This window comes from Lysinibacillus sp. RC46 (assembly GCF_041262385.1).
Classification (GTDB): Bacteria; Bacillota; Bacilli; order Bacillales_A; family Planococcaceae; genus Lysinibacillus.
Map to the genome: position 1 here is coordinate 133652 of NZ_JBGCCF010000006.1, position 18691 is coordinate 152342.

Genomic DNA, 18691 nt, shown 5'->3' on the forward strand with positions numbered 1-18691 from the left:
TCATTTGTTTACTGCCTTTTGTTATTTTATCGCTGCTCCGTAAAGACCCGCTTCACCTTTATGAATGCTGCTTTCAATGATTTGCTCTTTCCCTGCAAAAGGTGTCCCTACAAAATGCTGCTGAATCGCTTCTTTAATATAGTCAATGATTTTAGGATGATGATTAAAAAAGCCTCCTCCTAAAACGATACAATGTGGATCAAGCAGAAAAATTATTTGCTGCAACTGTTTCTCTACGGATTGGACTAATGGCTCCAAAATCTTATCGACGATCGGATTTCCATTGTAGTAAAGTTCCATAATATCCTTCAATAATATCTCAGAATCACCGAGTAGCTTTCTCCCTAATTTTTCAATTGCTGGTCCAGCTACACTTTCTTCTAGTGTAGTTCCGTCATTATCGACAATACTAAAGCCAATTTCACCAGCTAATCCGGTTCCCCTTAAAAATTCACCATTGACAACCGTACAGCAAGAAATACCGGTGCTTAATGTAACATATACCATCGTTTCTTTGGAGAACTCTCTAGCTCGATATTCTCCCCATGTTGCTATATACACATCGTTGTCCATTTTAATATGAGCATGTGGGAACACTTCAGTTAAACGCGTACAAATCGGAAAGTTCTCCCAAGGTATATTATTTTGATAAACCGCGATACCTTTTTCAATATCAACGATACCAGGCACACCAATAGATACCTTTGAAATTTCATTAAAAGTAACTTCCTTTTCTGCACATAGCTGTGCAAAGCTATCAATCAAACAAGCAAATAAAGCTTCTCGATTTGTTTTATCACTAGCCACTTCTCTTGTGCTCAACAATTGCTGATGTATATCAAATAAAGCCGCTGCTAATTTTGTTCCACCTACGTCTGCTACTAAAATGTAACTCATCTTTTCACCGCCAATTTTCTTATCCCACATTAACGACCAGTAGTGTCTGATTGATTCGGGATAACTGGACGTTAATTACACAATAACTTTTACCTATTCACTGAATGAAGTGTTTCATTTAAAGGCTTACCACTTGCGTTAAATTACGTGGTTTATCTGGATCATAGCCTTTGAATATTGCGCGTTGATACGCTAACAACTGGAAATATGGAACTACTTCAACAAGTCGATTCAAGTCATCTATTTCTTCTGAAAGTCTAATGATTAAATCTGCTTCCAAGTCTGCTGATGCTATACCAATTACAGCAACAAAACCACCAAGCTTTTGAATATCTTTTATTAACGCTTGATCGAAGTCCTTGGTTTCGTTTTGTGTAAATAAAATAACAACCGTTTCTTTATCGACAATAGAAATTGGGCCGTGGCGGAATTCTAAATTAGAATAGCTTTCACATTCTGTTTGTGTCATTTCCTTTAGCTTTAACGTTGCCTCTTTAGCTAATCCGTTATAAGCACCTGACCCTAAAAAGATAAAGCGTTTTTTCGTTAAATCCTCTGTCACTAGCTTTAACTGCTCTCCATTGCCTAATGCTGTTTTAACAAGTGCAGGGATTTTTTCTAATTGTTTCATCAATTCAGCACGTTGACTAATCTTTGCCGCGTATAGTTGAAGCGCATATAACATATTAGAAAATGATTGCGTCATTACAACACTTTTTTCTGAAATATCGTTTAAGGCAATCACTTCATCTGCTACTTCAGCCAATGGTGTATCACCATTACACGTAACTGCCATTGTACGTATATTCTCTACTCCGTTCAAATGCTCCAATGCCATAATAATTTCAGAAGTTGTTCCTGAGCGTGAAATACCGATAATATTATACTTTTTATTTGATAGAATATGGGTATCCGTGTGTAAAAATAACTCAGATGCTGGGACTGCTACCGCTACTTCTCCTGTAGCCGATTGGTAATAACGTGCTGCTGCAATTGCTAAATAGAATGATGTTCCACATCCTGTGAAAAGAACTATGTCTACAGGATCTTCATTGAGTGTAAGCGACTGAACAATCTCTTTTGTTTTACCTAATTGTTGAGCTTGTTTCATAATCTCATTATACGTGTGCATAAATAAAACCCCTATCTCTCTTTAATTTTAGTTATTTGTAGCTCTTTGATGAGACTTTGAACAGTCCCCTTTTGTACTTTCGCAATTTCTTTTTCGCCTGCATTTGCAGAGCCACATGCAACAGCCCATTTATATGCCTCTGTACAGTCCACACCTTCTGAAAGCTTATAGACTAGCCCTCCTAAAAACGCATCACCGCTACCAACTGTATTTACGACATTAATTTTCGGTGCATTTACTTGGTAAACCCCTGAACGATTAACAAATAAAGCGCCTTTTTCGCCCAACGAAAAACATACATGCTCAATTCCTAAATCCTGTATTTTTTCACCAGCTTGAATTAAGTCATCTTGCGATACAGCCTGCTTCCCGATTAATTGAACAATTTCATCCTCATTAGGTTTAATGATAAAAGGAATTGCTTCAACGCCTTGCTTCAAAGCTTCTCCGCTCGTATCGAGAGCAACCCGAACACCTTTTTGTTTTAACAATCGAATAATCATTGCATAAGCAGCCATCGGTACACCCTTAGGTAGACTTCCTGAGAGCACGAAATATTCAGAACACTCCGTTTGGGTTTCAATCCAATTCAGCATTTCTTGCCATTCATGCTGGTGAATCGTTGGTCCGTCTTCTAAAAGCTCGGTCATTTCCTTCATTTGCTTATTTGAAACGGTTAAACAAATTCGACTTTCTCCCTTTATTTGAATAAACCCTGTTTGCATTTTCTCTTCCTTTAAAAGTGCCTTTATTTTTTCCCCATTTAGTCCACCAACGAAACCACCAATGAACACATCACCACCTAGCGTTTGAATGACGCGTCCGACATTAATGCCTTTTCCTCCACCTTGCTGCAGCTTCTGCAATACACGATTTGTCTCACCAAGCATTAAAGAATTCATTTCATATACTTGATCGATGGCTGCATTTAAAGTTATCGTCGTAATCATTTTTGTAACATCACAATCTTTTGCTCTACTAACTCAATTAATGCCTCTCGTGCAGGAAGGAAATACTTTCTAGGATCATTTTCTGCCGGATTTTCTATAAAGAAGGCTCTTAATTGCTCGGCAAATAAATCTTTTAGCTCTGTTGAAAAATTCACTTTCGCAATACCGCAATTTAAAGATTTACGTACGCTTTCTTCTGGTACACCTGATGCACCATGCATTACTAATGGCACATTTGTAGCACGGTGAATTTCCTGCAGTAGTTCGAATTGTAGCTGTGGTTCTTGCTTATACTTACCGTGTGCTGTGCCAAAAGCTGGCGCGAACGATTGGATACCTGTTTCATTCACAAAGCGTTCAGCTAGTTTAGGATCCGTGAAAAAGGCCATTTTTTCGTCAACCGTTACATCATCTTCTACACCACCAATTGTTCCAAGCTCTGCTTCGACAGGTACATTAATTGCACTTGCAGCATCTACAACTCTTTTCACAAGATTAATATTTTCCTCAAAAGGCAATGTAGAACCATCAATCATCACCGACGTATAGCCTGCTCGTAAACATTCCATTACAACTTTATATGACTCACCGTGATCTAAATGTAGGGCTACTGGTACTTTTGCTTGTTCAGCAGCTGTTTTGGCAAGCGCAATCATATAATGCATTTCTACGTATTTATAAGTGCTTGAAGTCGTTTGTAAAATAACAGGTGCACCTACTTTCTCTGCTCCTGCAATAACCGCTTTAATAATTTCCAAATTATGCGCCCCGAAAGCACCAATTGCATAATTATTTCTATAAGCGTCTTCTAACATTTCTTTCGTCGTTACTAGTGGCATAATCGAGTTCCTCCCTCAATGGGTTGTTGGTATGATTTATAGTATAAAAATTCAGATAACTTATGTGACATTATTAAAAACAATTATGTCAATGAGCTTAAGATGCCTATAAAGTATGAACTCACCGACAAAACAAATGGGTTGATTTCCGTTCCGACTGAGCACTTTCCAGAGTCGCCAGATTAGCAGTTTAGGCCAAAAGGATGTTAGGTACGAAGGCGTTATCACAGGACACGATACTTTTAGCCTTCGTTCCTCTAGAAGTTTGAAGCAGAATCATCTCTGTGATTGCCAAGGAGTCGCTCAGTCTTGCACTCCAATCAAACACTACACTTAGCATGTATCTTTTAGCATGATATTCCATTTTTATAACGATAAACGGAACTTCTTCACGTCTGTGCGAAAGCAAAGTGTCAGAAGCAACGTAAGCGGAAAAAGCACTCGCCCCTCAGCGAGTAGTCAAAGAAACAGAAATAACCCACATTTTAAATACCAGCATTCACAAAGATTCCTTGGACTTTTTATTCTTTAACACTATAAAACTCATAGAGAGGAACTATGAGTTTAATTTAATTCTGTATAAAACCGGCAGCGATCGCCTCTTACTATTGAAATGCAAAATTCAACTGGCTTTCCTGAAGTATCAAATGCAGTACGTTCTAGTAATAAAGCGGGTTTTCCTGCCTCCGTTTTCAACAAATGCGCCTCATCTCTACTAATGAGAACAGGTTCGAAAGCTTCTTTTGCCCTCACAACGATAATGTCAAAACGTTGTGCTAATAGGCTATACAAGGAAGAGGAACTAACCTCATGTAATATTTCACTATCCTTGATGATACTTTTAGGTAAAAATGACGATTCTAAAACAATTGGTTCATTATCTGCAAAACGTAAGCGTTTCATTTCAATGACTTGTTCATCTTCACCTAATTCAAGACTGTGTCTAACCTTTGTTGAAGGGAATACTTCCTGAATCTCAAGTACTTCATCTCTTGGGTTTAGACCTTTTTCTTGAAGCACACGACTAAAACTATAAAAACCACCCAGCGATTGTTCAAACCTTGGCTTCGCAACAAAAGTTCCTTTCCCTTGAATGCGGTATAATTTTCCTTCTTGTACTAATTCTTCTATTGCTTTCTTTGCAGTATTTCGACTGACGCGAAACATCTCCATCAATTGATTTTCAGAATCAATTTTATCCTCTGGCTTCCACTCACCCGATTGAATCTTAGCAGATAATCTTTGTTTCAATTGATGATATAGCGGGATTACACTAGCTTGATCTAACGGTTTCATCTTCTACTCATCCTTCTCCTAGGTTTTGTTATCAATATATCATCTAATCAAAAAGATGCCTATCGATATATCAATTCTTTTCAAAGGCAAGATTCCCTAAGCAAAAGGTTTTCTCTATTTCTCCCTCAGCATTAAGCCAAACAACATCTGCATCTTTCCCTACAGCGAGAGAGCCTTTACGATCAGAAACTTCTAAATGGATTGCTTGATTTAGAGAAACGAGACGAACTTGTTCGATTAGTGAAAGTGTCAGCCACTCTTCTATGTTTTTTCTTGCTGTATTCATATTCAACACACTTCCTGCTAAGGAGCCTGTTTTACGTTGAATACAGCGATTATCAAACACTTCTACTTCTTCGCCACCTAATGTATAAATACCGTCTGGCATTCCCTTTGCACGCATACCATCAGTAATGACAAGCATGCGATTCAAACCTTTCATTTTACGAATCATCAACAGCAAATCTTTATGAAAATGTATATTATCTGGAATCAGTTCAACATAGACATCATCTTCTAATAGCACTGCCCCTACAACACCTGGTTCGCGATGATGAATGCCTCTCATTCCATTAAATAGATGGGTTGCATGTGTAATACCTGCTCTTATGGCACAGATAGTCATATCATAGTTAGCATCGGAGTGACCAATAGATGCGATCACATCTTTACTTTTCAATGCCCGAAGTAATTCAAAATTCACATCTTCCTCTGGTGCAAATGTAACCAAGCGAATTAATTGATTTGACTTGTCGTATAAATCATTAAATTGCCTAGCATTTGGTTTTAAAATTGATTCCTCTGGCTGCGCTCCCTTTTTTGATCGATTGATAAATGGACCTTCCAGGTGAATTCCTAACATTTCAGCTACCGCAGTAGGCTGTTCTTTGTTATAAAACGCAAGTGCTTCGATAGCAGCTTCAATTTCTGACATAGGGCTTGTCGTCGTTGTTGCTAAAAAGGCTGTTACACCTTCGCTTGCTAAATATTTTGCAATTTTTGCATAATCAGCAGGGGCGCCATCCATAAAGTCATGCCCTAAAGCACCATGTACATGTATATCGATCATCCCGGGAATAATATAGCCTTGTTGCTGACAATCAATAATATTGTCAGACGATATCAATGGAGGGCAATTATTCATTTGATCGATTACTGCAATTTCCCCATCTACCATTTGTAAAAAACCATTCGCTAAAATGCCATCTTCCATCACAATATTGGCATGAATGATCCATGTCTTGTTCATGAAGTCACCCCTTCATTGGGATAATGCTCTGATTTTATTTGTGCTTCAGCTTCCGTTTTCTTTTTGAAAATATGCGATGACATCCAAGATAAAAATAAAGCTGTTAAACTAACGCCGAAAAACGGCAATAATCCTGGAATCCAACTAAAAATGCGATATAATACGGCAATCCCTGCAATAGAGCCGATCATTTGAAGTGGGTATGCTACGCTAAATAATATCGAAACAGCAAAGTAACGGATGGATGGTAGCTCATAATGAGCGTAAATTTGAAAAATATTCAATACCATAATGCAAAATAGAATACTAATCGTTACAAATAAGGTAAGCAATAGTAAACCTATCATCCCATGAAACGACGAAATTATCTGGAAATTAATTGTTAAAAAGTAGCCGATACCTAAAATAACAATACCTATTTTATTCGATGAAATAAACTCTATTTTATATGTCTTCCAATATGTTTTGACAAGTAGTTTTAAATCGTCCTCCCCTTGCAACCTTTTACGTAATGTTGTAAACATCGCAACAGTTGCGGGAGTAATTCCGAATAAAATAAGTCCAAGTAAGGTTAAGCCAATCCACATTAACTGTAACACTGCTAACAATGTTATTAACTCAACTGTCCAGTATAATTTCCCTTTCCATCCTTCAAATTTCATTTACTTTGCCTCCCTACAATAGAAATCCATGCACGACTAAATTCGCCGCGTATGTCTCATTCTTATCCCACATTAACCGGCAGTCAGGCATCTGCATCAAAAGAATAAATAAATTGAAGCTCAACTGCCAGTAAATGTTCGATTAGTTCCAGACAATAGGTTGTTGGTCACACAAGCGTTTTCATAGGAAGTGAGAGTTTTAGCTTGTGTTCTTTTATCATTCAATGAGATGACACCGACTGTATGAAGCTACACTTTATTTTTTTGTACGATCATATGCTGCTTGAGCTACTTCCATATATTTCTCTAAGCCCATCTTCTCAATTGTTTTCTTATAGTCATCCCAATTGTCGAAGCTTGTCTTACCTGTAATAAAGCTTGCTGTCATCTCATCCACATATGTTTGAATGTCTGTTAAAATAGCTGACACTTGATCATTTTCCTCTAATGTGAAGTTCAAACCTGGAATAATGTCTTCATCTTTCAATGCATATGGCATTACTTGCTTAGCATTGTTAATTGAATTTTCTTTAGCTTCTGCCCCTTGGAAATACTTTTGTGTAACGATTCCAGGGTAGTAACCACCTGGCCATGTTAGGTAGTCACTTATTGCTTGATCTAAGTTTTTACCATCAGGGTTGTTAGTAAGGTTATCTACATACTTTACATTACCAGCTGCATCTTCCTCGTAAGTTACACCATTAAAGCCCATGAAGAACATTTTTGTTCCCTCATCACCGTATAAATGGTCAATCCAACGTACCATCGCTTCAGGGTTTTTCGCTTTATCTGTGACAACAAACATTCCTAAATTACCAAGACCGTTAGACATCGCTGTATATTGACGATCTCCATTAGGGCCTTCTAATACATGCGCACCCACATAACCATCTAATTTGAACAATTCTTTCGGATCTACTTCACTTAGCATACCGAAAGTCCCTTTACCTGCTTCAGCAGCGAATTTTTGAGGCTCTGTTGTGAAAACATCTTTATTGATTAAATCCTCGCTATATAATTTGTTTAAAAATTCAAGCAATTGTTTATATTCGTCTGTTGTTGGAACGAAGCGGAATTCTTCAGTTCCTTCTTTAAAGTCTAAATTAGGATTCATCGTTCCTTGTTTGTTCAAGCCGAATGAACCTCTTAAATAATCAATAAATTGCTTAATTCCATAACCAGATCCCCACCCTTGCTCGTCCTGTTGACCGTTACCGTTTGGATCGTTTTCTTTAAATGCTTTAAGCACTTTATATAAATCTTCTGTCGTTTCAGGTGATTGTAAGCCTAGTTTATCTAGCCATTGCTGATTGATCCATGGTGCTCCTACACGAAGCGACTCAAACTTTGGATCATAGATTGTTGGGAAACCGTAAATATTTCCATCTGCCATCGTAATACCTTGCTTTACAGTCGGGTATTCTTCTAAAAGCTTTTTGAAATTCGGTGCATATTTATCAATATAATCATTTAATGGTAGGAATACGCCTTGCTGACCATACTTGATTAAATCAGTTCTTGAGAATGCCGATGCAAAGAAAATTTCAGGATAGTTCCCTGCTGCTAAAAGTAAGTTCTTTTTATCTGCTAATACTTCTGTTTGAACTGTTGTCCAATTAATATGGATGTTAGACATTTTTTCATATTCTTTCCATAGCATTAAGCTATTCCAATCTTGTGAAGCAAAAAACTTAGCTGCAAATCCATCTACTTCAATTTTTTCTTTAGCAATGGGCATCCCCGTAGCATTCACATTGTCGGCGTTGCCACTTGTACTTGCTTTATTTTCTTTATTATCTGAACAAGCTCCTAAAATACTAGCTGCTAACATCATAGTTGCTATCAAACCATATACACGTTTCTTTTTCATCGCCATTTAAATCGCTCCTATTCTTTAACCTTTTAATGAACCAATCATGACACCTTTTACAAAATATCTTTGTAAGAACGGATAAAGCATTAGCATTGGTAGGTTGGCAATGATTAAAACAGCATATTTCAACCCTTCAACGCTAAGTTTTTGAGCTAGAAAGCTTTCTGAAGTTGCTTGAATCATATCATCGGCTTGTCCTTGAATTAAGATTTGTCTAAGTATAAGTTGGAGCGGAAACTTGCTTTGGTCTTGTAAATAAATTAAAGCTTGAAAATACGAGTTCCAATGGCCTACTGCGTAGAATAAAACCATTACTGCCATAACAGGGAATGATAGCGGCAGTACAATACTCCATAAAATTCGAAAGTTTCCTGCTCCATCAATCGTTGCGGATTCCTCTAATTCATGAGGAATCGATTGGAAGAATGTCCGCATAATAATAATGTTCCATACAGCAACAGCATTCGGAATAATCATGACCCAAAATGTATTAATCATGCCTAAGTCACGAATTAATAAGTATGTTGGTATTAACCCTCCACTGAAGAACATCGTGAATACCATAAATGCCATAATGAAACCTTTTCCTTTCAAATCTCTACGTGAAAGAGGATAGGCTGCACAAATTGTCATCACAACATTCAATACCGTTCCGAAAAATGTGTACTTCAATGTATTGATAAATCCATTAATAATATCTGGATTTTGAAATACCTTTTTGTATGCTTCGACAGTAAATTCCCTCGGCCATAACCACATATCACCTGAGATAACATACTGCGGATTACTTAATGAAGCACTTAATACAAAAAGCAATGGGTAAAGAACGATAATCGCAACAATTGCTAAAAAAATATAATTAAAGATTGTAAACGCTTGATCGCCTTTCGATTCTTTCAATTTCACCACTCCTTTACCATAGGCTTGTATCACTTACTTTTTTCGCTATTTGGTTTACCATAATGAGAAGGATAAAGTTAATGATAGAGTTGAATAAACCTACAGCCGCTGAAAAGCTATACTGCGCTTCTATAATCCCGCTTCGATAAACAAAGGTTGAAATGACGTCCGAAGTCGATATATTTAAATCATTTTGCAATAAAAATACTTTTTCAAATCCAATTGCCATAACTGATCCTACGTTCAAGATAAATAAGATAACGATTGTTGGCATAATCGCCGGGATGTTAATATGAATAATTCTCTGAAATTTTGATGCCCCATCCATCATTGCTGCTTCATGCTGCGCTGGATCTACCGCCGATAACGCTGCAATATATATAATGGAACTCCACCCCATTGTTTGCCATACGTCTGATAGTACATAGATTGACTTAAACCATGCTGGCTCCGAAATAAAATCAATCGGCGTACCACCAAACAACGTAATAACTTGGTTAATCATCCCGTCTGACTTTAAGAAAAGTAACAACATACCTACTACAACTACTGTTGATAGAAAATGCGGTGCATAAATAATTGTCTGTATAAACTTTTTAAACCGAAGACTTTTCACTTCATTTAACAGTAATGCAATAATAATCGGTACAGGGAAAGATACTAGTAACGTAAATACACCAATTCCTATTGTATTTTTAATTAATCTCCAAAAATAATAACTATCAAAGAAGCGTTCAAAATGCTTAAAACCTACCCATGGGCTACCAGTAATCCCCTTTGTAGCAATAAAGTCCTTAAAGGCAATTTGCAAGCCGTATAACGGATAATAATGGAAAATCAAAAAGTAAAGGATGACAGGGACTAATAATAAATAAAGCTCCCAATTTTTCCTGATAGATTTCTTCCACTCTACCCAGTGATTCCTCTTTACTTTTGATTGCTTTTTGAACAAACGCTTTGTTTTAAATGGCTTTTCTTCAACAGTTGTTTCATCCAAAAGCGTCATACATACACCCCCTATTTATCAATGCTGTAGAATAGTAGATTCCTGTGAAATTTCAACAACTCTTCCCCCATTACGGAGTGATTCCGTTGCTGCACAGCCAACTGCTACGCTCATACGACCAGCAAATGGAGTTGTTAAAGGCTCTTTATTGTAAAGTATTAGCTCTACGAAATCTTGCGCAATTTTAGGATCTGCTCCCCCATGGCTTCCTTCCTCGGGTTTCATTTCATAAACAACATCACTAAGCTCTTCCCAGGAATTAGATTTACGCGTCTTCAAATAAATTTTATTGTTTACATCATCATTTTCGATACGCCCTTTCGTACCGATAAATGTATAATTTCGTGAATAATCTGGGGTGAAGTGACATTGTAAATAGGAAGCTTTTATACCACCCTCTAATTCCATAATGAGCATGTTATTATCCTCAACATCAATTTCTTCTCGGAACGCACATTCCGTGAATGTATGTGGGACGTATTCTGGACATGTTTTTTTCTGATCACATGTCGGACATGTTAACGTATTTGGTTTATCTCCACCGTAATAATCTAAGCTACCAAATGCAGATACTTTCGTCGCATGTTTTCCAGAAATCCAATGAATCACATCTAAATCATGTGAGCCTTTTTGCAGTAATAGAGATGTTGTATTTTTGGAATTACCGTGCCAATCATGATAATAGAAGTAACCGCCAAAGCCAACAAAGTGGCGGACCCAAATGGCTTTTAATTCTCCAATAGCACCTGAATCGATTAAGCCTTTCATCGTTTGATACATCCCCATATATCGCATATTAAAACCGACCATTAGATGCTTCCCTGATTTTTTCCATATATCTAAAATTCGATCGCAACCCTCCACTGTAATCGCTAAAGGTTTTTCAGCATATACGTGCTTTCCTGCTTCTAAACAAGTAATAATATGTTCTTCATGTAAATAATCCGGTGATAAAACTGCAATAGCATCAATATCGTCTCTTGTTAGTAATTCCTTATAATCCTTCGTTAAAAATAAAGGTGTTTCAAATTTTTCTTGAAATTTATCTAAACGTTCTTGAGAAATATCAGCCAAAGCAACAATTTCTGATTCTCCATCAGGCTTATGCCAATATTGAGCTAAACCTCCTCTTAATCCAGCTCCAATTACTCCAATGCGTACTTTCTTCATTGATTTTCCCCCTTTAAAAATCTTGCATTCAATTGTATTAAGTAAACGTTTACATTTGATACTGATTTTAAAAATCATCCACAACAACACAACTACATGTCAACACGTTGTAGGTACAAGTTAGATCGAAATAGTATAGTGAATATTCCAAAAATTACGCTGAAATAAATATATAATTCTAACCATAAATATGTCAATACCCCAAATTTAGTCATATTATATAATTTTTTTGCTATTAATCTCTTCGAAAAAAGTTGACTCATCTGCGAATACAGAATATTCAATACATCTCTAAAAGCTCAACCCTCTCAGTATAAAAGATATAATTCCCTCACAATAAACCAAAATTTCTAACTTATAATGGTCAACAATAGATTATATAATATAACAACAGGGATATTATCCCACTTATTATACATTACATAATATTTGTGGATATTTTATCTAAATCGATTACACTAAACATAAGATAAAGTGAAACTCTAATTGGTGGCGTTTCTTCATCCTCCACCGATTATTAGTCTTCACCAATCGAGATTTTCCAGACGGTACCAGAAAAATTACTGCCCATTAATATAGGATCAACCGAAAGGAGTTGCAACATGGAAGAAATCTTGACGATTACGAATTTGACGAAGCGTTATGGTAGTAAGGAAATATTAAAAGGAATCGACTTGCACGTCTCGCGAGGTGAAATAATTGGTTATATCGGTCCGAACGGTGCAGGTAAAAGTACTACTGTCAAAATCATCTTGGGGATCGAAGGCGATTACGGTGGAGAAATTAAGCTTTTCGGGGAGAATAATGGAAAAGACAGCATAGAATATAGACGGCGTATTGGCTATGTACCAGAAATAGCAGATGTTTATGATAATTTATCTGGTTACGAGTATTTAACCTTCATCGGCCAGCTTTATGGCCTTGAATTAGAAGTCGTTGCGGATAAATCAAAATCCTTAATGGAATTGTTTGGTGTTGGTGAAGCGTATCATTCAAGGATATCTTCTTATTCAAAAGGGATGCGGCAAAAGCTATTAATTATCGCTAGCCTTATACATAATCCCGATTTGTTATTTTTAGATGAACCGATCAATGGATTAGATGCGAATAGTGTGATGATCTTTAAAGAGATTTTGATTCAACTGGCTGCCCAAGGAAAAACAATATTTTATTCTTCTCATATTATGGATGTTGTCGAAAAAATCAGTAGTCGCATCATCCTGCTGAATGATGGGAAAATCGCTGCCGATGGGACATTTGCCCAACTACAGGCAGACAATACCGAAGGAACTCTGGAAAAGATTTTCAACCAATTGACAGGCTTCCATGATCATCAGGAAATTGGTGAGAAATTCGTTTCTATTGTGCAAGAGGTATGATCATGAAAGATTTCAAAACGCTTCAGCTACTTGATAAGATTCAATTTGTTTTTGTGAAAATGGGCATCGATTACGAGATCATGAGAAAGATCCTCCATATTAAACTAACAATGGATGAGCGTAAAGTACCGACCATATTTAACCAATCATCAAATAAAAACAACAAAAAGCAAAAGAATGGCTACATCAAATCTTTATGGATTTATGTTTTAATGGGACTCATGTTGGTTCCTTTTATGGGATTTGGTCAAAACTATCTTTTCCAGATGAGTATTGCTTATGCAATGATTATTTTTATCATCATGACAACATTGATTTCTGATTTTTCTTCAGTACTCTTGGATGTACGGGACAGAAGTATCCTATCAACCAAGCCTATCTCTGCTAAAACGATCAATGCGGCAAAATTTATGCATATTTTCATTTACTTGACGTATTTAACTATTGCATTCACTGCCATTCCCCTTATGGTGGGCCTATTTAATCAAGGGATTGTATTCTTCATTTTAACTGTGCTCTTACTCGTTTTAATTAATGTTTTTATTGTTGTATTAACCGCTATTTTATATATTGCTATTTTAAGATTCTTTGATGGAGAAAAGCTGAAAGACATCATCAATTATGTACAAATCGGCTTATCATTAATGATGATGATTGGCTATCAAGTTCTTATTAGATCCTTTGAATTCGTTAATTTTGATATGGCGGTAGTGTTTCATTGGTGGAGTATTTTTCTAATTCCTATGTGGTTTTCCGCTCCTTATGAACTACTGCTAAACGGTAACAACTCTTTATTTACAGTGGTGTTCAGTATATTTGCTGTTGTCATGCCAATCATCTCGATATGGCTTTATCTAAAGCTGGTTCCAACCTTTGAACGTAATCTACAAAAACTATTAAACACAAGCAAATCGAAAAAAGAGAAGAACAATCGATTTAAGACCCTTTTGTTAACAATCATTTGTAGAACTCATGAAGAAAGAGCTTTCTACCGTTTCGCTTCTCTTATGATGAAACAAGAGCGAGAGTTTAAACTGAAAGTATATCCATCTTTAGGATTTTCTTTTGTCATTCCATTTATTTTTATGTTTTCTTTTTCAAGGTCCGAAACTGTTGATTATGCCGTTAGCATGGGCTATTTAAATATTTATTTCAGCATGCTAATTATTCCGTCAGCTGTGCTTTTGCTTGGACATTCAGGAAAATATAAAGCGGCTTGGATCTATAAAGTCTTTCCAATTATAGATTATACAAACTTGAAAAAAGGTACCTTAAAAGCCTTTTTGATTAAGTTGTATATTCCATTGTATATTTTTCTAAGCATCATTTTCTGCTTCATTTATGGTACGAGAATTATCCCAGATTTATTAATTGTTTTAGTAGCAAGCTGCATGTTCACCGTTATTTGCTACATCGGCATGGGAAGCGTAATTCCTTTCACAAAGCCTTATAATGAAGTTGGCGATGCCCAGAGCTGGAAAACCCTTATATTGCTTATCCCATTAGGTGTTCTGGCGGCACTGCATTACTTCCTGACTACTCATACTACTTATGGAGCAATCATTTACTTATTCATGCTTGTCATCACGAATTTCGTTCTATGGAAGCTTGCTTTTAAGCGTACGAAAACGGCTTGAGCCTGAGCTCAAGCCGTTTTAAAAAGCTTTTCTCTCATATATACGAATAGATAATAGCCACGACCCAATATATAAAATAGCAACCGTAATGCTAGCTACAAAATACATTTGCGTTTCTTGTAGAGTCAAGAACTTTCGTGTTAGTTCTCTTAATATATCATTTATAGGAACTAGTAAACTAATTGTTAACATATAAATACCAAATAAAACACCTGAAGCAATCAATAAATATTGCGTTTTAAATTTATAGGAGATTGGAAACATGAATGATATAGCGACCATAACTAGACCAATAATAAGCAACATTTCTTTCCAAATAAAAAGATCACCTTTTCCATTTATGAGGAAATCCCCCACATAAATCATGAAAACAAATAATGTTGTAAATATCAGTGAACCTATATATTTTGAACTGACAATTTCCTTTCTCGTATATGGCAGAGAATTGAGCAAAATATTAGCATTGTCTTTTTCATCGTAAGCGAAAGCATTTAGTATATATATTACACTATAAAGAAATCCCAAAAATATTAGGGGTACACCTGCCAATAAGTAGATTATTATAGTAGCAATGTAAAATAAAATTAATTTCTTTTGTATTAAAACATCCTTAAGTATAAGGTTAATCATCCAATTACCTTCCTTTTTTCGTATATTACATACTATCTTCGAGGGTAGACCTTTTCACCATAACCGCATCTCTAAATATATTCATCACACGAATTTAGCAGCTGTCTCCATCACTCATCCTCTGAATACAATAGTGTGAGCATTTCTTTGAGCTCTGCTAAGCCAATGTTCATTTCTTTAGCATTTTGAATGGCAATCAATAGATTTTCTTCGATTACTTTTACTTTTCTTTCTCTCATCATTTCCTTATTTTGTTCTGAGATGAACGAACCTTTCCCCACAATAGAATAAATAAATCCGTTTTTCTCTAGCTCTTCATAAGCGCGTTTTGTTGTAATAACGCTAATTTCTAAATCCTTTGCAAGCTGTCGCATAGACGGCAATGACTGCCCCTCTTGCAATTCACCTGATAAAATTAGCTTTTTGATTTGAGTATAAATTTGCTCATAAATCGGTTCTTTTGAACTGTTGGAAATAATAATTTGCATGCAAATACCTCTTCTTTATTTTTATGTGATCAGCACAGAAGACGATGGTTATTCCGTTAGCATGAGCAGTTTTTATTTCAGCATGCTTTCGTCAGTTGTACTTATGCTTGGACATTCAGGGAAATATAAAACAATTTAGATTTATAATGTCTTTCCACATAAAGATTACATTGTCTATTGTTTAGAGTATAATTTTCTGCCTCACGAAAATAATGTTTAGCCCATTTGTACACTTTTATTTGTTACATCGACATCGGAAGTCAAGGTCGACGATACTCAGATTTTATTATATGGGACTTTTTGTTTAAGCGTACTTAAATAGCTTGAGCCTACATCAACGGGCTCAAGCTGTTTTATTTCAAAAAGCCTTTCTCGTATATATACGAATAGATAGTAGCCACGATCCAATATATAAAATAATGATCGTAAGGATAGTTACGAAATACATTTGTGTTTCTTGTAAGGTCAGAAACTTTTGAGTCAGCTCTCTTATTTCACCAAATAAATTAGGAATAAAAAAAGTAGTTATTAGCAGCAAGATACCGACTAAAGCACTTGCAACAATTGGCAAATTTTTCATTTTAAATTTATAAGAAATTGGAAACATAAATGAAATAGCGACCATTACAAGACCAATAATAAGCAGGATTTCTTTCCATAAAAACATTATCGCTTTTCCATTTAAGAGGAAGTTGCTACTATAAATGATGAATATAAACGCTAGTGTAAATACAAGAGAACCTATATATTTTGAACTGACAATTTCCTTTCTCGTGTAAGGTAGCGAATTAAAAAGGATATTAGCATTATCTTTTTCATCATAAGAGAAACTAGTCATTATAAATGATATACTAAATATAAACCCGAAATACAACGGGGAACTCATACTTCCCAATAAAAGGATTATTATAATAGGAATGTACAGTAAAATTATTTTCTTTTGTATTAAAACATCCTTTATTATTAGATTAACCATCCCATTACCACCCTTTTTTCGTATAGTACATAATATCTTCAAGCGTTGGTTTTTCCATAATAACAGAATCCCCAAATATGTTTGCCACACGATTTTTATCCGCTGTCAATGCCTCAAAGCCTGTGTTCGTTTTTCGAATTGCAACAAACTCTCTTTCCGTTTCCTGATCCAATAAATTCAACGTCCCTTTGACAATGGCATATTCCTCTTCAATCTTATAAAATTCCTTCGTGAATATATGTTCACCGTTATGAACAAAGGTAATATAATCCGCAATTCGGTCTAAATCTGTTGTTATATGTGTCGAGAAGAAAATCGTTTTATCTTCATCTTGCATCAATTCATGTAGAATATTTAGTAACTCTCTACGAAATATCGGATCGAGCCCCGCAGTTGGCTCATCCATAATAATTAATTCTGCATGATGAGCTAGAGCTATAGCTAACGAAGCTTTCATCTTCATCCCCTTTGAAAAGGTCTTCATATTTTTGTTCAGTGGTAGTTCGAACTGAGTAACATAACGTTGAAAAGCATCATCATCCCAGTTTTTATAGGCTGGTTTAATAATCCTTTTCATATCCTTTAACGTTACATTTTCATAAAAGACATTTTCATCATAGACAAACCCAATACGTTCCTTTATTTCTTTTTCATGCTTCTTATAATCCATCCCAAACACTGAAACAGTACCACTATCCTGCTGTAGCAAGTTCATAATCAATTTGATTGTTGTAGATTTCCCTGCACCATTTCCCCCGATAAATCCGGTTACGAAGCCCTTTTTTACGTTAATAGAGAAATCCTTTATCTGAAATCCCTTAAAAGATTTATGAACATGCTGTAATTCAATGACATTTTCCATCATCCATCCTCCGTTTGCAATAATGTAAGCATTTCCTTGAACTCTTTAAGGTAACACTCTAAATAATGTATATATACTTTATATACAATATATACACAGCGGATATATTTTGCAAGTAATAAATTATTATTAAAAATAAAAAACGAAAACATGAGATTGTTAAATCACAATCTCATGTTTTCTGTTTTTAATTATTTAGCTGATAATACTGCCATTTATGACCCCTAATTAGCTTTAGCTAACTATTTAATTGGAGCATTATTAATCGTTGATAATACTTCATTCACCTCGAAGATTTTCCCACGAATATCGGTAATGCCGAAACTTGTTAATCGTTCTGAATGCATATTTAAATATTTCTCAGCATCTGTTTTAGTTTTAAATAAATATATTCCACCGGATTCTTTAGTCGCAGCATTCTCAGTCCAAATCTTCCAAATCATACCTGACTCTTCGTTAATACTTTTCGCTAAATCTGCAAATGCTTCGGACATTTCTTCACCGAATGGCCCGTCCATTGGAAAATCAACTTGTAATAAATATTTCATGATTAAAACCCCCACTTTGATTTTTTCTATAACAATTAGTAATTTTTATGGCCTTTCACCATGATGTGTGGTGTTGATTTCCGTTCCGACTGGGCGCTTTCCTGGGGGCGTCCGATGAGCCGCTTCACTCGCGTTGCTCGCTCCAGGGTCTCATCTGTGACGCTAATCCCCAAGGAGTCGCCCAGTCTCCACTCCAA

General features: G+C 35.8%; 18 protein-coding genes. 2 read left to right on the forward strand and 16 right to left on the reverse strand.

Annotated features, from left to right (window positions below; all coding sequences use genetic code 11):
- Positions 1 to 21: 21 nt before the first annotated feature.
- The 11 genes from ABH966_RS07665 to ABH966_RS07715 all read right to left on the reverse strand — a co-directional run bounded on the left by ABH966_RS07665 (position 22) and on the right by ABH966_RS07715 (position 11974).
- Entirely contained in the window at positions 22 to 897 is an 876-nt protein-coding gene (locus tag ABH966_RS07665; protein WP_370077293.1) for an ROK family protein, read from the reverse strand.
- 118 nt (positions 898 to 1015) lie between these two features.
- Positions 1016 to 2029 carry an SIS domain-containing protein gene (locus ABH966_RS07670; RefSeq protein ID WP_370077295.1) on the reverse strand — a complete coding sequence of 338 codons (1014 nt, stop codon included), beginning with the start codon at positions 2027 to 2029 and terminating at the stop codon, positions 1016 to 1018.
- Positions 2030 to 2040: 11 nt separating this feature from the next.
- On the reverse strand, positions 2041 to 2979 hold the full coding sequence (gene pfkB, locus ABH966_RS07675) for a 1-phosphofructokinase (RefSeq protein WP_370077297.1): 939 nt from the start codon (positions 2977 to 2979) through the stop codon (positions 2041 to 2043).
- On the reverse strand, positions 2976 to 3818 hold the full coding sequence (locus ABH966_RS07680; protein ID WP_370077298.1) for a class II fructose-bisphosphate aldolase: 843 nt from the start codon (positions 3816 to 3818) through the stop codon (positions 2976 to 2978). Before ABH966_RS07680 ends, pfkB begins: the two co-directional genes overlap by 4 nt.
- 564 nt (positions 3819 to 4382) lie before the next feature.
- Entirely contained in the window at positions 4383 to 5114 is a 732-nt protein-coding gene (locus ABH966_RS07685; protein ID WP_370077300.1) for a GntR family transcriptional regulator, read from the reverse strand.
- A gap of 70 nt (positions 5115 to 5184) precedes the next feature.
- The gene (nagA, locus tag ABH966_RS07690) at positions 5185 to 6363 is read right to left on the reverse strand and encodes an N-acetylglucosamine-6-phosphate deacetylase (protein WP_370077302.1); all 1179 of its coding nucleotides are present in this window, start codon (positions 6361 to 6363) and stop codon (positions 5185 to 5187) included.
- The gene (locus ABH966_RS07695) at positions 6360 to 7025 is read right to left on the reverse strand and encodes a YesL family protein (protein ID WP_370077304.1); all 666 of its coding nucleotides are present in this window, start codon (positions 7023 to 7025) and stop codon (positions 6360 to 6362) included. The genes nagA and ABH966_RS07695 overlap by 4 nt, the downstream gene beginning before the upstream one ends.
- A 256-nt stretch (positions 7026 to 7281) precedes the next feature.
- Complete coding sequence (locus ABH966_RS07700; protein WP_370077358.1) at positions 7282 to 8895, reverse strand: extracellular solute-binding protein; 1614 nt, start codon at positions 8893 to 8895, stop codon at positions 7282 to 7284.
- A gap of 24 nt (positions 8896 to 8919) precedes the next feature.
- Entirely contained in the window at positions 8920 to 9798 is an 879-nt protein-coding gene (locus tag ABH966_RS07705) for a carbohydrate ABC transporter permease (protein ID WP_370077305.1), read from the reverse strand.
- A 13-nt stretch (positions 9799 to 9811) separates the two neighbouring features.
- Positions 9812 to 10804, reverse strand: coding sequence for an ABC transporter permease (locus ABH966_RS07710; protein WP_370077306.1), 993 nt, complete (start codon positions 10802 to 10804; stop codon positions 9812 to 9814).
- 18 nt (positions 10805 to 10822) lie between these two features.
- Positions 10823 to 11974: a Gfo/Idh/MocA family protein gene (locus ABH966_RS07715; protein ID WP_370077307.1), complete on the reverse strand. Its 1152-nt coding sequence runs from the start codon at positions 11972 to 11974 to the stop codon at positions 10823 to 10825.
- Between the two features lie 602 nt (positions 11975 to 12576).
- Here ABH966_RS07715 and ABH966_RS07720 point away from each other — a divergent pair.
- Complete coding sequence (locus tag ABH966_RS07720) at positions 12577 to 13353, forward strand: ABC transporter ATP-binding protein (protein WP_370077308.1); 777 nt, start codon at positions 12577 to 12579, stop codon at positions 13351 to 13353.
- A 2-nt stretch (positions 13354 to 13355) separates the two neighbouring features.
- Complete coding sequence (locus ABH966_RS07725; RefSeq protein WP_370077309.1) at positions 13356 to 14990, forward strand: hypothetical protein; 1635 nt, start codon at positions 13356 to 13358, stop codon at positions 14988 to 14990.
- Between the two features lie 18 nt (positions 14991 to 15008).
- Here ABH966_RS07725 and ABH966_RS07730 read toward each other — a convergent pair whose 3' ends face one another.
- The 5 genes from ABH966_RS07730 to ABH966_RS07750 form a co-directional block, all read right to left on the reverse strand.
- Complete coding sequence (locus tag ABH966_RS07730) at positions 15009 to 15620, reverse strand: ABC-2 transporter permease (protein WP_370077310.1); 612 nt, start codon at positions 15618 to 15620, stop codon at positions 15009 to 15011.
- A gap of 110 nt (positions 15621 to 15730) precedes the next feature.
- Complete coding sequence (locus ABH966_RS07735; protein WP_370047444.1) at positions 15731 to 16108, reverse strand: GntR family transcriptional regulator; 378 nt, start codon at positions 16106 to 16108, stop codon at positions 15731 to 15733.
- A gap of 358 nt (positions 16109 to 16466) precedes the next feature.
- Positions 16467 to 17084, reverse strand: coding sequence for an ABC-2 transporter permease (locus ABH966_RS07740; RefSeq protein ID WP_370077311.1), 618 nt, complete (start codon positions 17082 to 17084; stop codon positions 16467 to 16469).
- Between the two features lie 4 nt (positions 17085 to 17088).
- The gene (locus tag ABH966_RS07745) at positions 17089 to 17946 is read right to left on the reverse strand and encodes an ABC transporter ATP-binding protein (protein ID WP_370077312.1); all 858 of its coding nucleotides are present in this window, start codon (positions 17944 to 17946) and stop codon (positions 17089 to 17091) included.
- A 242-nt stretch (positions 17947 to 18188) separates the two neighbouring features.
- Positions 18189 to 18494, reverse strand: coding sequence for a monooxygenase (locus tag ABH966_RS07750; protein WP_370077313.1), 306 nt, complete (start codon positions 18492 to 18494; stop codon positions 18189 to 18191).
- Between the last annotated feature and the right edge of the window lie 197 nt (positions 18495 to 18691).

Bases quoted from the DNA above. Each gene is read 5' to 3' on its own strand.
- ABH966_RS07665 (WP_370077293.1), bottom strand. From the start codon at position 897: ATGAGTTACATTTTAGTAGCAGACGTAGGTGGAACAAAATTAGCAGCG.
- ABH966_RS07670 (WP_370077295.1), bottom strand. From the start codon at position 2,029: ATGCACACGTATAATGAGATTATGAAACAAGCTCAACAATTAGGTAAA.
- pfkB (WP_370077297.1), bottom strand. From the start codon at position 2,979: ATGATTACGACGATAACTTTAAATGCAGCCATCGATCAAGTATATGAA.
- ABH966_RS07680 (WP_370077298.1), bottom strand. From the start codon at position 3,818: ATGCCACTAGTAACGACGAAAGAAATGTTAGAAGACGCTTATAGAAAT.
- ABH966_RS07685 (WP_370077300.1), bottom strand. From the start codon at position 5,114: ATGAAACCGTTAGATCAAGCTAGTGTAATCCCGCTATATCATCAATTG.
- nagA (WP_370077302.1), bottom strand. From the start codon at position 6,363: ATGAACAAGACATGGATCATTCATGCCAATATTGTGATGGAAGATGGC.
- ABH966_RS07695 (WP_370077304.1), bottom strand. From the start codon at position 7,025: ATGAAATTTGAAGGATGGAAAGGGAAATTATACTGGACAGTTGAGTTA.
- ABH966_RS07700 (WP_370077358.1), bottom strand. From the start codon at position 8,895: ATGAAAAAGAAACGTGTATATGGTTTGATAGCAACTATGATGTTAGCA.
- ABH966_RS07710 (WP_370077306.1), bottom strand. From the start codon at position 10,804: ATGACGCTTTTGGATGAAACAACTGTTGAAGAAAAGCCATTTAAAACA.
- ABH966_RS07715 (WP_370077307.1), bottom strand. From the start codon at position 11,974: ATGAAGAAAGTACGCATTGGAGTAATTGGAGCTGGATTAAGAGGAGGT.
- ABH966_RS07720 (WP_370077308.1), top strand. From the start codon at position 12,577: ATGGAAGAAATCTTGACGATTACGAATTTGACGAAGCGTTATGGTAGT.
- ABH966_RS07725 (WP_370077309.1), top strand. From the start codon at position 13,356: ATGAAAGATTTCAAAACGCTTCAGCTACTTGATAAGATTCAATTTGTT.
- ABH966_RS07730 (WP_370077310.1), bottom strand. From the start codon at position 15,620: ATGATTAACCTTATACTTAAGGATGTTTTAATACAAAAGAAATTAATT.
- ABH966_RS07735 (WP_370047444.1), bottom strand. From the start codon at position 16,108: ATGCAAATTATTATTTCCAACAGTTCAAAAGAACCGATTTATGAGCAA.
- ABH966_RS07740 (WP_370077311.1), bottom strand. From the start codon at position 17,084: ATGGTTAATCTAATAATAAAGGATGTTTTAATACAAAAGAAAATAATT.
- ABH966_RS07745 (WP_370077312.1), bottom strand. From the start codon at position 17,946: ATGGAAAATGTCATTGAATTACAGCATGTTCATAAATCTTTTAAGGGA.
- ABH966_RS07750 (WP_370077313.1), bottom strand. From the start codon at position 18,494: ATGAAATATTTATTACAAGTTGATTTTCCAATGGACGGGCCATTCGGT.